The following is a 15,553-nucleotide window of genomic DNA, read 5'->3' as shown; positions in this document are numbered from 1 at the left end:
CCTGGATCGGCGATAGCGTATCTGGTAAATGGGCATTCTGTTTTTTTGTGGACGTTTATAATGGTGTTGACTAATCAGAAAGTTCGGAGCTGTGTGATTCAAAATTTTGTTCCACAAGTGCAAGTAACTGGCTTGCCGTTTCGATCATTCCACCGAAATTTGAATGATCAGTAGGTTTCATATAAGACAACCCCCTCTCACTGCACGTTGTTACAAAAAGGATATGCGTTAGACCAGTATTGGATATGATTGATATTTTTTACTGTATATTGCTGCAATAAATTTTGAATTGTCCGCGGCATAAAATTCTCTTTTCAAGAAATGGATTTCTGACTTTAGTATACGGTTAAAAATGTATATTACCAATCAACGATAGAGCCCGGTCAGCTTTTTTTGAATTTTATACTGGGCAGGCGTACACTGATAGATCTTACGGCACCAGTCAATCATTACCTTTTCAGAGGTAAAGCCGGCCTGAAGAGCACAGTCCAGGAGCGAGTAGTGATCGGAGTTGTATAAGGCAAGCGCCGCATCCAATCGTATGCGGCTGAGATACTGATGAAATGATATCCCGGTCTCTTTTTTGAATTTCCTGCAAAAATAAGTCTCCTGCAGTCCCACGAGGTTTGCAATGGAAGGTATGCTTAAATTTTCCATATAGTGTTCCCCCACATAATTAATTACGGTTTTAGAAGCCACATTATAGTCAGTATTGGAGGCATCAGGATCGTAACAATAGGTATAAAGGAGATATAGTATTTTAAACAGTTCGCTGCGGATCAGCAATGGATGGAACCGCTGCGGATTTTTTATGCATTGTTCCATGCGGTATAATGACTCCAGGATTTCCATGCGCTCTTTGGAATCCTTTTCTATTCTGAAATAGGGACAGTCGATTTCCGGCACCAGTTCCTTTATCATCGTATCAGGAATTACCAGGACAAGACCGCAGATATTCTGATACTTGTTTGCATTTTGAGTTTGATGAATTACCCCGCTGTTTATAAATAGAAAGTCCCCGCAGCTAACGTAGTGTTCCGCCCCTTCCGCAGTATACCGAATATCACTTTCCAGCACCAGTGTCAGTTCAAAGGCATGGTGCCAGTGAAGTGAGGTATCTGTTAAATGTCCGTAGCCTTTGCTGAGTGCTATGATACAGCCATCCACTCCGATTGGATTCTTGGTTGCAAGTCGTTCATAGGTAATATCTTTCACAATAAAAAATCCCTCCATTAAACTTTTTACAGGAAAAACAGATAGAAATATAATAATTATAGCATAGAAATACGTTATCATACATAAAAAAGATAATTTTAGTTAGTCAGAAGATAGAATTAGAAAGGTAAAACAATACAGTATTTGGTACCATTAGAATCATGAGATGGCCGTCTTTATGAAAGTGAAAATGTGTTGAGAATGAGGAGGTTATAGGAATGCAGGACAGGAATGGGAAAGTGATTGACACGAATTCAAAGAAATTTTTATGGAAGCAGCGAATCGGGTTTGGTATCTCGGATTTTGCCTGTAATATTGCATATATTATGGTCAATACCTATTTATTAATCTTTTATACGGATGTAGCAGGACTGGCAACGGGAGCGGTGGCGCCCCTTTTTCTGGTTACCAAGATTTTTGATGCATTTACTGATTACATGGTCGGAAGATATATAGACCGGACAAATACAAAAATGGGACGAAACCGGCCATGGATGCTTGCAGGAATTCCGGTTCTTGCTGTCGGTATGGTACTGGTGTTTACCACGCCGGATTTCTCCGCGACGGGGAAGCTGGTATGGGCGTATGCCACCTATATTCTGTTTTCATTTGGTTATACGATGGTAAATATCCCAATGACCTCCATCGTGCCATCCCTTAGCCCGAATCCGGCAGAACGTACAAACATTACAACGGTAAAGGCGATCTGCAGCAGTCTGGGCAGTTTGACGTCCGCATCGCTGGCGGCCTTTTTACTGGTAAGACTGTCCGGCGGAAATGCAGCGACTGGATACTTAAGGACGAATCTGCTCTTTGCGCTGGTTGTGATAATTGTATTATTAATCAGTGTTTTCAGCATTCAGGAAATCAATCCCCCGGCGGTTCATGCAGAGAAGACCGGTATCTTAACTGATTTGAGATTTTGTGCAAAAAATAAACCATATATGTTGATGATTGCTTTAGTATTTATATACTTTTTTGGATACTTGGGGATGTATGCGGCGATGGCCTATTATTTTACCTACATTGTAGGCAATGCACAGGTGATCGGCGCCGTTGTATCCTTACTCACTATAACCGGATTTTTTGGCATGCTTGGAGTTTCTGTCCTAAACCGGAGATTCTACAAAAGAAATATCATGATGTCTGGCCTGGCCCTGCAGTTGGCTGGCTTTGCCGCCCTGCTGATCAGTGAGAGTACCTTTTATATCGGGCTCACGATCTATGGTGTAGGCGGAGGGCTCATCAGTCCATGTCTGTTTGCCATGCTGGCAGATACTTTTGATTATGGAGAGCATATGGCAGGAAAAAGTCTGGCGGGTACGCAGACGGCATTTGTTGGATTTGCAAGTAAGGTGGCCAGTGCTTTTGCCAGTGCAGCAATTGCAGCTCTGCTTGGGTTCGGAGGCTATGTGGCAAACGCTGAGGTGCAGACAGCCGGTGCACTGAATACGATTAAATTTGTATACATAGGAATTCCGATCGCCTGTAGCGTAATCGGAATGGGAATCATGTATTTTTACGATCTCGATAAGAGGTATGCGCAGATTAAAGTGAGTGTGGATAAGAAGAGAAAAGATGAGCGTGACATGGAGGCTGCAGTGGAATTAAATGCCTGATTGCAGGACAATAAATAAAGAAGAGTATAGAACAGGTGAAAAATGATGAAAAAGGAAACTCTGATTTCACAGAATCCTGCGTATGAGGGATTTGAGGACAGGCAGTTTGAGACAGAAGATCATGTTAAACTGCATTATATGGTTAAAGGGAAGGGGGACCCTTTGGTTTTTATTCCAGGCTGGAGCGGGGATTCCAGGGACTTTATGTTTAACGCCCCCGTACTGGCAGAAAATTATAAAGTATATGTGCTTGATATGCGGGGACATGGCTACTCTGAAGCGCCCTTTCATGGCGCGAGGATTGCAAGGTTATCAAAAGATTTAAAGGAATTCATCGATGCCCATTTTAAAACAGAAATTAATCTTGTTGCGTATTCCATGGGCTGTACCGTTGTCTGGAGCTATATCGACTTATTCGGACAGGATCAGTTCCGCAGGCTGGTATTCGTTGATGAGCCCCCATTTTTGTGGGCAAATCCGGCAGACAGCGAAGAAGAAGTGCTCCTGCATGGCGGAAACAGGATGGATCTCTGGAAACTACGAAATGCGGTCTATGAAGAAAATGGAGACAGGGAAACCGCGTTTGGTGAAGCGTTCAGGCGGGGGGAAAATAAAAACCGGAAAGAGGCGGCCAATACCATCTCTCAGGTAGTAAAACCGCCGTTTCATAAACAGTTTTTGGCAAACCTGCTTCGCGATCACATTTCACAGGACTGGAGAGATGTATTTCCACGGATTACGGTACCAGTATTGCTGGTTAGCGGGGAGATTGGACATGCGACGACTCACGAATCCTGCGAATGGATGCAGAAACAGATGAAGAATTGCAAATGGACTGCATTTACAGAAAAAGATTACGGAACGCATGGGTTAATGCATAACTCACCGGAGCTATTTAATAGCGAAGTACTGGAATTCCTAAATTAGACCATCCGGCCGAATGTGCGCATATGAAAGCAAGTTTGCTGTGAAACGATAAATGAGGTGATGGAATGGACATGACTGTGACACGGAATCCGGCATATGACGGATTTGAGGATAAGGAGTTTGTAACGAGCGATCAAGTGACGCTGCATTATATGGTGAAAGGGAAGGGAAAGCCCTTAATCTTCATTCACGGCTGGAGCGGAGACTCGCGGAATTTTATGTTTAACGCCCCGGTTCTCGCAAGAGATTTTCGAGTATACGTACTGGACCTGCGGGGACATGGGTATTCAGAAGCGCCCTCTCATGGTGCGAGAATTGCTAGACTGTCGAAAGACTTACAGGAATTTATAGACGCCCTTTTTACTGAAAAGGTTTGCATAATTGCGTATTCCATGGGCTGCACAGTTGTTTGGAGCTATATTGACTTATTTGGCCAGGAGTTGGTAGATAAACTGGTGTTTGTGGATGAAGCCCCATTTTTATTGGGAAATCCTGCTGATAGCGAGGATGAAATCCGGTTATATGGCGGAAATAAAATGGACCTTTGGAAACTTCGGAATGCGGTTTATGAGGGCGTGGATTACAGCGGAGTATTTGCGGAATCCTTTCAGCGTCCGGGAAAAAATAAAAATAATGCGGAGATGGAAGCAATAGCAGAGAAGGTTGTAAATCCTCCATTCCATCATGAATTCCTGGGCGAACTGCTGCGTGATCATATTAATCAGGATTGGCGTGACGTATTTTCACGGATTACGGTTCCGGTCCTTCTGATCAGCGGAGAAATCGGTTTTGCTACGACACATGAGTGTTGTGAATGGATGAGCAGAGAGATAAAGAATTGCACCTGGATTCCATTTATGGAAGAGGATTACGGTACACACAGTCTGATGCAGAACTCTCCTGAGAAATTCAATCGCATAGTTCTGGCATTTATTAATTAATGAAGTAAGTACGAAAAGAAATATGATATTCACAGCTGTCGAAATACATAAACCAAAAGTGGCCGTTAAACCCGAGTGAAAAGTTTAATGACCACTTTTGGTTATTCCATTCTCTGCGGCGCAACCTGCGCCCGCTCATGATCCCGCAAAAACCGCTGTTCAAATTCCCCCACAGGCATGGGCTTATAGAAGATAAATCCCTGTATATAATCGCATCCGAGCCCCTTTAAGAAGTCGACGTATTCTCTTGTTTCGATTCCCTCGGCGACGATCTTTAAGTCCAGTTCCTTGGCTGTCTCGACGATGTGGCGGACCAGAACACGTTCTCTGGGATCGGAGTAATTCCGGAACAGTGAGCGGTCAATCTTCAGGGTCTTCAGTTCCGTGCTTGTCAGCACGCTGAACGAGGAGTAGCCGCTTCCGAAATCGTCCAGGGAACAGGAAAAACCGTAATCCCGCAGCTGTTCCACGACATCCTGCACCAGATCCAGCTGGTTTAAGACGATGCTTTCCAGAAGCTCGAATTCGATACAGTCCTTAGGGCAGGGAACTTTTTCATAAACACGTTTGTACTCATCAAGAAAATAGCGGTAGTTGAACATGTTGCTGGAGAGGTTGACGCTGATCCTGATCTTCCTTCCATAAATTAAAAGCCAGCGGTTAATGGTGCTGCATACATGCTGAAACATGTATAAGTCCAGATCGCCGATCAATCCGTTCTTTTCCAGCTCCGGCAGAAATTCGCTGACCGGGATCATGCCTTTTTCAGGATCGATCCAGCGTACCAGAGCCTCGGCCTCCGTGATTTCCCCTGTGCGCAGATCCACTTTAGGCTGGAGATAAAGCTTAAAGTCCTCCCGTTCGATCGCCGGCCGGAAGTCCTGCTCCATATTGTAGTTTCTCAGATTTGCATCCCGGTATGTAAGTCCGTATACTTCAAAATGAGAATTGCGCAGACCGGATTCGGCGCTTTCTGTGCGGCAGATATCGGCATTGTACTGTGCGGTAAGAAAGTCCGGAGGATTGTGCTCCAGCCGGAAAATACCGAAGCCCATGTATATTTTTCCATATTTTTCGTCATAGGGCCAGTCGCGGATCCTGCTGTTAATTTCAATGATATAATGGAATATATCGTCATAGTCCTCCGGCATATGAACCAGGAGGAGATAGTAGCCGGAACGGATATGCGCAATGTATTCCTCCGGCTTCAGCCAGGATTCAACACAGTCGTAGATCATGGTAATCAACTCATCCCCGGCTTCCCATCCAAACATCCGGTTGAATATTCGAAAGCGTTTGATCTTCATGCTGATCAGGGCGTATTCCTCCGGATTATTCCTGCAGACTTCTTCATAACGTGCTCTTATCCACTGCTCATTTTTTAAACCAGCCATCGCGTTATCCTCTGTTTTCCATTCCTTTTATCTATTGAGTATCGGTTCTGTTTTGTTGAAAAAATATCTTTAAAAGCCGCAATTGCGGATTCCTTGTTATATTTGTCGGATATCTTAAAAATATACTGAAAAGTTACATGTTCAACTTATCTGATTACAACTATATCATAATTGTAACTGTCGGGCAACGTTGTACGCTGAAATTTAGCAAAAACATTTCACGAAATCAATTATAAACTGAATTTTAAGAAAACTTTATGGAAAGAGGAGGATAGTTGTTTTTATTGAAAAACAGATAAAGTAATGTTAGAATACTATAATACTGCAAGAAAATATAAAGTACGGAGGAAAAAAATGTTAAATATCAAGTATGATATCGTGGGCTCTTTCTTACGGCCATCACAGATTAAAGCGGCAAGAAAACAGTATGCAAACGGTGAGATTACGCTGGCGGATTTAAGGAAAATAGAAGATGCGGCTATCTCAGAATTAGTTGCAAAAGAAGTATCTCATGGACTGAAGTTTGTGACCGACGGCGAATTCCGGCGCAGATGGTGGCATTTGGACTGGCTTAAGGAATTCGATGGGTTTACGACCAGACATATGGATAAGGAGCGTAACGGTGTAGTGAATCACATTGAGCTGGGATATATCTCCGGTAAAATATCCTACAACCCGGAGCGGGAGCATCCGGAGATCGAAGCCTATGATTTTTTATGCCGGGAGGCCGCTAAATACCCGGGAATTACAGCGAAAAAATGTATCTCCGGTCCGAATATGATTCTGGTCGATAATTATCTTCAGATGGGAATCAAAGAAGTGCCGCATTACGGCAGCGATGTAGATGCATTGATCGAAGATATTGCAGCTGCTTACCAGTGTGCTATTAAAGACTTATATGCGCATGGATGCAGATATCTTCAGATTGACGATACGTCCTGGACCTATATGATCGATGAGGACTTCTTAAAGAAAGTTTCCTCTCTCGGATATGAGAAATCGGAAGTGCTGGAATGGTTTCAGCGTATGTCCACAAAGGCCCTGGAGGGCAGACCGGCCGATATGGTGATTGCTACCCATTTTTGTAAAGGTAATTTCAAAGGCAATCCTCTATTTGCAGGATTTTATGATTCCGTTGCTCCGGTCATCAGCCAGATCCCATATGATGGATTTTTTGTCGAATATGACGACGAACGCTCCGGATCCTTCGAGCCATGGGCAGCGTTGCGGGGGACGGGGGCGACCTTTGTCGCGGGCTTAATATCCACAAAAAATCCTGTTCTGGAAAACCATGAGGATATTAAAGAACGTTATCTGGAAGCGAAATCTGTGGTAGGCGAGAATATCGCCCTGTCGCCGCAGTGCGGATTCGCATCTGTCGAAGAAGGCAATTGTATTGATGAGGAGACTCAGTGGAAGAAGATTGATCTGTTGGTTTCCTGTGAAGATTTTTTATAAAACGTTTAAAAGCTCCCGCTATTGGAATGCAGCGGGAGCTTTTTATGAAAGAACGGTTATTTTATTCGTTTATTCAGCACTCCACGGAAATTCCGGTCTCGTAAATCTTATCATCCACCAGCACCTTTACCTCATAGCGCCCTTTCAGCCCCTCTTTATTGATCGGGTGGCTGACGATCCGTTCATCGTGTTCGATGAAGGTGCCGACACAGATGGAAGAGAATGCGTGCTTCGTGGTGGGCACGAAGTAGCGGTGGTGCTCCCCGCCATTTTCCAGGAGGACCATGACGATCTGACCATTTTCAAATTTACCGTGAAGGATAAAGCGGTCGTTTTCTTCTCTGATTTCGAGACAGAGGGAATCAGGAATTTCGCCGCCGCATTCTGCCGGTACCTCCGTCTCGAATTCCTCTGTCACACCCAGGCGGCCCATTTGTTTTCCGGAACCGAACACCAGGGTTTCTTCCTCACAGTAGAGAGGCAGCTTCTTCGCACGGAAATAGCTGGCGGGAAGACGGAGTTCATACATGACCTCGTCATCCACAAGCTCTACGGAGACAGAATTAAAGGTCACCTCCCCCTCGGCTAAATGGGCCATCGGCGTACGGGTACAGACCTTTCCATTTACATGGCCGTTACTTCCAAAATGAACCAGGTAACGGCCTTCTCCGTAGTAGTCAATATTGGAAATATTCGGAGAGAATACTTCCTCTCCGCGCTCTTTTCCATACTGCCATTTCTGACGTATGGTCATTTGAGCGGTGTCGATCTCATACCGGACGCCTCTGGAGTAGCGTTCCCCCTCCGGATACCACTCCGGATCGCTCTTCTTTCTCCAGCAGCCGTTATCAAAGAGCATGATGTCGCCATCCGGAAGAATCTGACAGGCGTGCTGCCCGTAGCACCATTCCAGAGTCTCATCGTCTGTACGGAAAAAGTACCGGTCCGTCATCTCCTTTGGCCAGCATTCCGGGTCGCCCAGAATCCAGTTGATCTTTCCTGTCTCAAAGTCGAGATTGACGACGGCATCCTCATTTCTGCCGGACAGGCTCAGACTGTTTGTCTTCTCATCGTACCACACCGCATTGTTGTGGAACCAGTCGTATCCGTTCTGATTCCTGCTGACGGCTCCCGCCCCCATGGGCAGGACATCTTTTAAGTCCCATGTCTTTTTGACATTCCCGGTCCGGCGGTCGAGCAGAACCACCACGTCCTCCACACTGCCGCTTCCCAGATCCTGGGTCAGGGCGATGATATCACCATTGGGAAGCTCTGCGTGGTCATGATGATAGGAGCCGGGAATCCGGTATTCCGTGTAGATTTTTCCGATCAGACTCATCTCATAAAGGCCGCTTGTATTGTATGGCGGAGCGACCAGACGCTCCGTCCCGATCAGAATATTGCCGTTTGCAAGTCTGTGAATGGCAAATACGATATTCAGACTGCAGTACCAGCGGCAGTCGCCCCTGTAATCGTAGCCTGCGATCAGGGCGTCGGAGGTGGGGCTTAAAAACATCAGCTGCTCTGCCATATGAGGCCCGTTTTCCTTTACATAGGCAGGCCGCTTTACCAGCTCGGGAAGCGGTTTTGTGCGGATGATTACGCTGGATTCCGCGCCCGATTCATCGGATAGGATCACGGTATTATCGGCGTCTGCATATAAGCCGTAAACGGGTATCGTGTGGCTGCGTTCCTTTTTCGTGGTGAAATGGAAATCGCCGTATGCTTCCGTCCCTTTTACCGTTACGGTGATGGCCTCTTCTTTCTCTGTCTCAAACAGGATCAGAGCGGTGAGAGGGGAGATCAGGTATGGATTTTCCACTGCAAACGGCTGCTCGAAGGTATACGTTCCCCTCCTGTATTCAGCCAGAAATGTTTCCTCCGCCTTAAACTGAGACTCTATGATGTGTTCTATTTTTTTATTTACTGCTGACATGGTAACTCCCTCCTTCTATACGAACAGCGGCACCAGAATCAGGTTGCCGAAAGTGACGATAAACATGGCCACAATTGTAGCTGCAATACCCATGCGGATTACATCTTTTACCTGCATGCCGCTTAAACTGAAACACATGGCAGGCATGAAGCCTCCCCACGGGAAGATAAGTGTCATTCCGAGGCCGGCGCAGATCTTGGCGATCACAAGCGGATGGATTCCGGTGGCTCCGATCACGGGAAGAATGATATTCATGAGAATCATGTCTGTGGCCAGGCCTGACATGAAACTGGTAATTCCGGTGGTGCCAAATGCGGCCAGAGCGACGAGACCGGAGCCGCTGACACCGGCCAGCTTCGCGGATACGAATTCCGTAAAACCGGTTGTCTTCAAGAGGCCCGTCAGACCGATACCGCAGGCCACTAGAAGGAACATGTTCCAGTCCAGCTTCTTAAAATCGCTGGCAGTCAGAAGTGCTTCCTTTTTCTCACGGTCGGCGGGAAGAATAAATGCCGCGATGACTCCGGCGATGGCAACCCAGTACATGTTAAGCCAGGAGGCGATTCCCTCAGGAAGCTTTACGATGCTGGGAAGCACCCATAAAACCAGCAGGACCAGGAAGAGAATCAGGCTCATGATTTCGCCCAGTGACATTTTCCCCAGTTCCGCCTTCTGCTTCTTAAAATACTCCGGATCGCTGAACAGCTTATCCTCGCCGATCGGATTCATCAGCCGGATTACCATATATAAGGCCAGAAGTGTAACCAGCCCTATGATGACGCCGGGGATCATCCACTGGAAGAAGGAAACGTCGATTCCGTTGATCTGTTTTAACAGGCCCACGTTGACGGTATTGTGCGTATAGACCGGTATCGTGGTCATAAATGCGGCAAAGAACGCATAGAGCAGGCCGCAGCCCATCGCAGCCCGCAGGCGGTTTTCACTGACATTCAGCTGATTCTTTTTGCACTCCTCCAGTAAATAGGCCACAGTCGATGTGGTTAAGGAGAACATCATAAAGGTAGCGCCGGACATCAGAATCGGCAGCAGGCAGAAGAGCATCATCATAAATACAAACAGAAAACGGCTGAACCGGCCATCAATCCACTTCATCGAGAGAATCGTGACAGCGATCCTTTTGCCCAGCCCGTGTTTGCTGATCGCCTCACCGATCAGCAGAACGGCGATACAGAGAAACATGGTTCCCTGTCCATAGATTCCGGCCACCGCCATGAAATCCATCCCGGTGAGCGGCAGGACTACTAACGGCACCAGAGCGCTGATTCCCCATGAAAATGGAGCCGCGATCACCCAGGCCACAAACCAGCCGAATACGGCCAGTACATAGACGGCTTCCTGATTCATTTCCCGAAAGAACGGAAGCCAGCAGATCAGGAAAAATACGGCTGGACCAGCCAGCGTTCCGGCAAAGTGCTTCAGCCAGCTTTTGTTTTTCCCTTTCTCATCTTTACCCATTGCAATATCCCCCTTAGCTGTTATCGTTATTTTTTTAACATCCGATATATCGTGATCTCATCATATCAAATCGTATGGGGATTGATTAGTAGCATGTGATACTAAATGGTTAAAACAATATCAATCAAAATAAAACAGGCCGGGAGTCCCCAGCCTGTTATCTTGGCAAATAGTATTTAACCTGTTTCCCGTCCGCAATGCGTTCGAGTTCTTCCTGATTCAGGATGACGATCTTTCGGCCATCCCTGCGGATAATTTCGTGTTCTTTGAAATAGCGGAGAACCCGGGCCACGGTGACCCGGTGAAGCGCGGTTTTCTGGCTGATAAAATCGTAGCTGTACGTCGCGGGGAGAGTGCTGCCTTTCTCTCCGTATCCACAGCCCTCCAGGAGGACGTGAGCGACCTGTTCGCCTGCCTTATGTTCCTTGTAGGAGTGGAACATTTTGTCCAAGTCGCCGTACTGGCGCAGGCATCGTTCCAGAAGACTGCGCAGCAGAACCGGGCTTGTATCCGCAAATTTCAGAAAAATGTCACCGGGAATCCGATAGCAGGTGCAGTCGCTTTTGGCCGTAATGCTGCTTCCGGAATATCCGCAGCCGTACAGGGAGAATACACCCAGCAGGGAGTCGATGACGTTTCCGGAGCTCCGTATCCAGTAGAAATACTCCTCGCCCTGTTCCGTGATCGCGGAGCGATAGCACGTTCCATCGGTCAGATAATAGATATAGTTTACCGGTTCACCCTGCCGAATGATGATCTCACCACGCTTAAAGGTGTGAAGCGCGCTTCCTTCCAGGGTCTTCAGCTGTTCAAACTCCGCTAAAAGCTGTTGGTTTTCCATCTGCTTGTATAACCTCCCAGGTCCATGTTCTGTAATCCTTTTTGAGGACGCTTTATCACACAGTATGATCTGCGGATTTAATGGTGTCATTATATCATGAGGGGATTGGTTCTGTCTATCGCCGTATGGATAGGGGTGCGCAGGGAGCGTGAATGGTGTGGCGTTATTTGGAGAATCGGGGGGAGCGGGGAAACGGTGGAACGGTGGTACCAAGAGTGTTATCAGAATACAGGATCATCATCAGAACACTTGCAACATTCCTCTGAATTGATTATAATGTGTAGAAATAGACAGGAGGAAATAGCGTGATGATAGAAGACATAATAGTGCACAACCGGAAATTCGTGGCTGAAAGAGGCTATGAGCCATACGAAACCAGCAAATATCCGGACAAGAAGCTGGCAATACTGACCTGTATGGATACGAGGCTGACGGAGCTGCTTCCGGCCGCGCTGGGAATTCGCAATGGAGACGCCAAGATTATAAAAAACGCTGGCGGTGTAATCAGCCATCCTTACGGCAGCGCGGTGCGAAGTCTTCTGGTGGCGATCCTGGAACTGGGCGTGGAGGAGATCATGGTAATCGGCCACACAGACTGCGGCGTCCAGGGGATGGACGGTGAAAAGATGGTGGCGAAGCTGGAGTCACGGGGAATTCCGAAGGAGCATATCGATATCATCCGAAAGAGCGGAATCTCTCTGGAACAATGGCTGGGCGGTTTTGAGTCAGCGGAGGAAGCCGTGAAAGAGTCGGTAGAAAGCTTGAAAAACCATCCGCTGATGCCGAAGGATATTGTGATTCGGGGATTTATGATGGATTCGGTGACAGGTGAGCTGAGCGCGCTTTCGTAGTTCAAACTGGCACTGCATTGCGCAGAGCAGTACGTTATACTGGACAGGGAATGAGAAGAAATAACAAGACGCAAACGAAATAAGACAAGACGAGGAATATAAAAGATGCAAAAAAGAGTATTAATAGGATTGACAGGTGCCCTGATTCTGCTGCTTACCGCCTGCAGTGCGAAAGGCGGCGGTACGTCGATGGATGCAGAGAGTAACCGCGACCGCAGCGCCTCCCTGTCAGCAGCGGCCAGCACCTCCCCTCCAACAAGAGAAGCCAGCATCAATCCCGCTTCATCAGAACCATCCCCAGACAGCGCCGACCCCACGCTCCAAAGCATTCTGTCCCAAATGACTCTGCACGAAAAGGTATGCCAGATGCTGGTCGTAACTCCGGAGAGTATCACTGGTGTGGAAGCGGTGACTGCGGCGGGCGGCACCACAAAAAAGGCCCTGCAGGCAATGCCGGTGGGCGGAATTCTGTACAGCAAGCCCAATTTAAGGAGCAAAGACCAGGTGAAGACGATGCTTCAGAATACGCAGAGCTACTCGGCCATCCCTCTGATGTTCACATGCGACGAAGAGGGCGGGAGAGTTAATCGTCTGATGAGTACGGTAAATACGACGATGATCGGCCCGATGCTGGATTATAAGGATCAGGGGGCGGAAACCGCGTATAAAAATGCCTTTACGATTGCCTCCGACATGAGCGCACTGGGCTTTAACGCCGACATGGCGCCGGTGGCGGATGTGTGGTCGAATCCGGAGAACACGGTGATCGGGGACCGGGCCTACAGCGACGATTTCCAGCAGGCGGCCGTTCTGGTCGCATCCGCGGTGGAGGGCTTTCATGCGGGCGGAGTGGCGACGGCGCTGAAACATTTTCCAGGACACGGCGATACCTCGGAAGACTCCCATTACGGAGCCGTGTTCATAACAAAGACGCTGGAAGAGATCCGGGAAAAGGAGCTGCTTCCATTCCGGGCGGGAATCCAGGCGGACAGCGACATGGTCATGATCGGCCATCTCATCTTATCGGATATCGACGATCAGCCGGCTCCATTTTCCCATAAGATCGTAACGGAATTGCTGCGGCAGGAGCTTGGCTTTGACGGTGTGATCATCACGGACGGGCTTCAGATGAAGGCTATGACGGATTTCTATTCGGACGGAGCGATCGCGTGCAGTGCGGTCAAGGCAGGCGTTGACATGCTGCTATGCCCGGCAAATCCAGAGGAAGCGGCGGCCGCGCTGGAAGACGCAGTGAAAAACGGGGATCTGACGGAGAGCAGAATCGAGGAAAGCGTCCTGCGCATCCTGAAGATGAAGAAAGAGAGAGGAATGATTCCGTAAATGCGGCAACAGGACAAATTTTCTGTAGAGTAAAAATGTATGTCGTATTCTCAGTAGTACTTTTAATCAATAAGCGGTATACTGTTATCCATACGAATGACAGAACAGGAGAGAAAGAGTCCTATGAAGGCCGCAAAGAAAGTAGATATGACACAGGGATCCATCATGAAGCGGGTGCTGCTGTTTGCCCTTCCCATCTGCGTGGGAAATGTGCTGCAGCAGCTCTATGGTACCGTCGATACGCTGGTGATCGGCAATTTCTGCGGTTCCGTATCGCTGGCCGCCGTAGGCACCAGCAGCCAGCCGGTGGAGATCCTGCTGTGCGTGTTCCTGGGGCTTGGCACCGGGGTATCGATTCTCGTTTCGCAGTTTACCGGGAGCGGTGACATGGAAAGCCTGAAGGAGATCGGTGCAACCGCCATTTCCTTTTTGTTTCTGTGCTCCATCCCATTGACGATAATCGGACAGTTTGCCGGTCCGGCGGTTTTGCGGTTCATGCAGGTGCCCGATGATACGTGGGAGCTCGCCAACGCCTATATCAGCATTATTTTCTTCGGAACTCTCGGGAATATGGGATATAACATGAACGCGGGAATCCTGCGGGGGATGGGAGACAGCAACGCGTCTCTGCTGTTTTTAATCGTCTCCTGTGCCGTGAATATTGTGCTGGACCTGGTGTTTGTAGCCGGGCTGGGTATGGACGTGGCCGGCGCCGCGTGGGCGACCACCATAGCCATGTACTGCTCCTGGCTGTTCAGCATCGTCTATATCCGTAAAAAGTATCCGGAGTTTTGCTTCACCTATCTGCCGCACCGGATGAACAAACGGATGCTGGGGAGTATTGTGGCGATCGGGCTTCCTTTGGGATTAAACAGCTCCATCTATTCCGTGGGCCATATTCTGATGCAGTCACTGATCAACCTCCAGGGCTCCATATTCATTGCCGCCTGTTCCGTGAGCAGCAAGGTCACGGGGATTGCCAACGTGGCGATTACCTCCCTGTCTTCAGCCGCTACGACATTTTCCGGTCAGAATCTGGGGGCGGAGAATTACGTGTATTTAAAGAAAGGCGGAATCCAGATCCCGCTGTTCTCCGGTCTGATCACCTGTATCGCCGGACTGCTCGTGACGTTCTGGTGCCGGCCGCTTCTGGAGTTCTTCACCAGAGACGCGGCGGTGCTCGACATCGCGGTTCGGTATATACGGATTGTCCTGCCGTTTACATGGGCCTATGCGGTATTTAACGGGATTATCTGTTTCGTAAACGGGATGGGAGAAGTCCGGTTCCCGACTGTCGTCAACCTCCTGATGCTGTGGGCCGTGCGGATTCCGTGCGCCTGGCTGATTACCTGGTACATAGACGGCGGCTATGTTATGGCCTGCCTTCCCATCAGCTTTGTGTTCGGAATGTGCTGCATGTTCAGCTACTTCTTTTCGAAGAACTGGAAGAAGATCGGAAAGCTGGCGGCAGAGCAGCAGGGTGGATGAAATAAAACCGAATGAAAAAGAGAAGAGGAATCAGACTGCCGATACGGTCTGGTTCCTCTTCTCTTT

General features: G+C 48.0%; 12 protein-coding genes. 7 read left to right on the top strand and 5 right to left on the bottom strand.

What is annotated here, in order from left to right:
- Nucleotides 1-366: 366 nt before the first annotated feature.
- Nucleotides 367-1,215 carry a helix-turn-helix transcriptional regulator gene (locus H8S80_RS34895; RefSeq protein WP_181987968.1) on the bottom strand — a complete coding sequence of 283 codons (849 nt, stop codon included), beginning with the start codon at nucleotides 1,213-1,215 and terminating at the stop codon, nucleotides 367-369.
- 218 nt (nucleotides 1,216-1,433) lie between these two features.
- Between H8S80_RS34895 and H8S80_RS24675 the strand changes: the two genes are divergently transcribed.
- The 3 genes from H8S80_RS24675 (at nucleotide 1,434) to H8S80_RS24665 (ending at nucleotide 4,702) form a co-directional block, all read left to right on the top strand.
- Complete coding sequence (locus H8S80_RS24675; protein ID WP_117632417.1) at nucleotides 1,434-2,834, top strand: MFS transporter; 1,401 nt, start codon at nucleotides 1,434-1,436, stop codon at nucleotides 2,832-2,834.
- 42 nt (nucleotides 2,835-2,876) lie between these two features.
- Nucleotides 2,877-3,761: an alpha/beta fold hydrolase gene (locus H8S80_RS24670; protein WP_002603093.1), complete on the top strand. Its 885-nt coding sequence runs from the start codon at nucleotides 2,877-2,879 to the stop codon at nucleotides 3,759-3,761.
- Nucleotides 3,762-3,826: 65 nt separating this feature from the next.
- Nucleotides 3,827-4,702, top strand: a complete 876-nt coding sequence (locus H8S80_RS24665) for an alpha/beta fold hydrolase (protein ID WP_117632416.1) — start codon at nucleotides 3,827-3,829, stop codon at nucleotides 4,700-4,702.
- A 101-nt stretch (nucleotides 4,703-4,803) separates the two neighbouring features.
- Here H8S80_RS24665 and H8S80_RS24660 read toward each other — a convergent pair whose 3' ends face one another.
- The gene (locus H8S80_RS24660) at nucleotides 4,804-6,096 is read right to left on the bottom strand and encodes an EAL domain-containing protein (RefSeq protein WP_117632415.1); all 1,293 of its coding nucleotides are present in this window, start codon (nucleotides 6,094-6,096) and stop codon (nucleotides 4,804-4,806) included.
- A 354-nt stretch (nucleotides 6,097-6,450) separates the two neighbouring features.
- On the opposite strand from H8S80_RS24660, the gene H8S80_RS24655 reads away from it, so the two are divergent.
- A complete protein-coding gene (locus tag H8S80_RS24655) occupies nucleotides 6,451-7,554 on the top strand; it encodes a uroporphyrinogen decarboxylase/cobalamine-independent methonine synthase family protein (RefSeq protein ID WP_117632403.1) in 1,104 nt (367 codons plus the stop codon).
- 73 nt (nucleotides 7,555-7,627) lie between these two features.
- On the opposite strand, the gene H8S80_RS24650 is transcribed toward H8S80_RS24655, so the two are convergent.
- The 3 genes from H8S80_RS24650 to H8S80_RS24640 form a co-directional block, all read right to left on the bottom strand.
- Nucleotides 7,628-9,490: an aryl-sulfate sulfotransferase gene (locus tag H8S80_RS24650; RefSeq protein ID WP_117632402.1), complete on the bottom strand. Its 1,863-nt coding sequence runs from the start codon at nucleotides 9,488-9,490 to the stop codon at nucleotides 7,628-7,630.
- Between the two features lie 15 nt (nucleotides 9,491-9,505).
- Nucleotides 9,506-10,966 carry an SLC13 family permease gene (locus H8S80_RS24645; RefSeq protein ID WP_002603097.1) on the bottom strand — a complete coding sequence of 487 codons (1,461 nt, stop codon included), beginning with the start codon at nucleotides 10,964-10,966 and terminating at the stop codon, nucleotides 9,506-9,508.
- Nucleotides 10,967-11,123: 157 nt separating this feature from the next.
- Complete coding sequence (locus tag H8S80_RS24640) at nucleotides 11,124-11,807, bottom strand: Crp/Fnr family transcriptional regulator (RefSeq protein WP_181987967.1); 684 nt, start codon at nucleotides 11,805-11,807, stop codon at nucleotides 11,124-11,126.
- A gap of 308 nt (nucleotides 11,808-12,115) precedes the next feature.
- Here H8S80_RS24640 and H8S80_RS24635 point away from each other — a divergent pair, with 308 nt between their 5' ends.
- From H8S80_RS24635 to H8S80_RS24625, 3 genes are all read left to right on the top strand, one after another.
- Nucleotides 12,116-12,658, top strand: a complete 543-nt coding sequence (locus tag H8S80_RS24635; protein ID WP_117632399.1) for a beta-class carbonic anhydrase — start codon at nucleotides 12,116-12,118, stop codon at nucleotides 12,656-12,658.
- Nucleotides 12,659-12,763: 105 nt separating this feature from the next.
- Entirely contained in the window at nucleotides 12,764-13,999 is a 1,236-nt protein-coding gene (locus tag H8S80_RS24630; RefSeq protein WP_117632398.1) for a glycoside hydrolase family 3 protein, read from the top strand.
- Between the two features lie 123 nt (nucleotides 14,000-14,122).
- On the top strand, nucleotides 14,123-15,487 hold the full coding sequence (locus H8S80_RS24625) for an MATE family efflux transporter (protein ID WP_002603101.1): 1,365 nt from the start codon (nucleotides 14,123-14,125) through the stop codon (nucleotides 15,485-15,487).
- Nucleotides 15,488-15,553: the final 66 nt, after the last annotated feature.

Source organism: Hungatella sp. L36, assembly GCF_014288035.1.
This window is presented reverse-complemented; position numbering and strand designations above follow the sequence as displayed.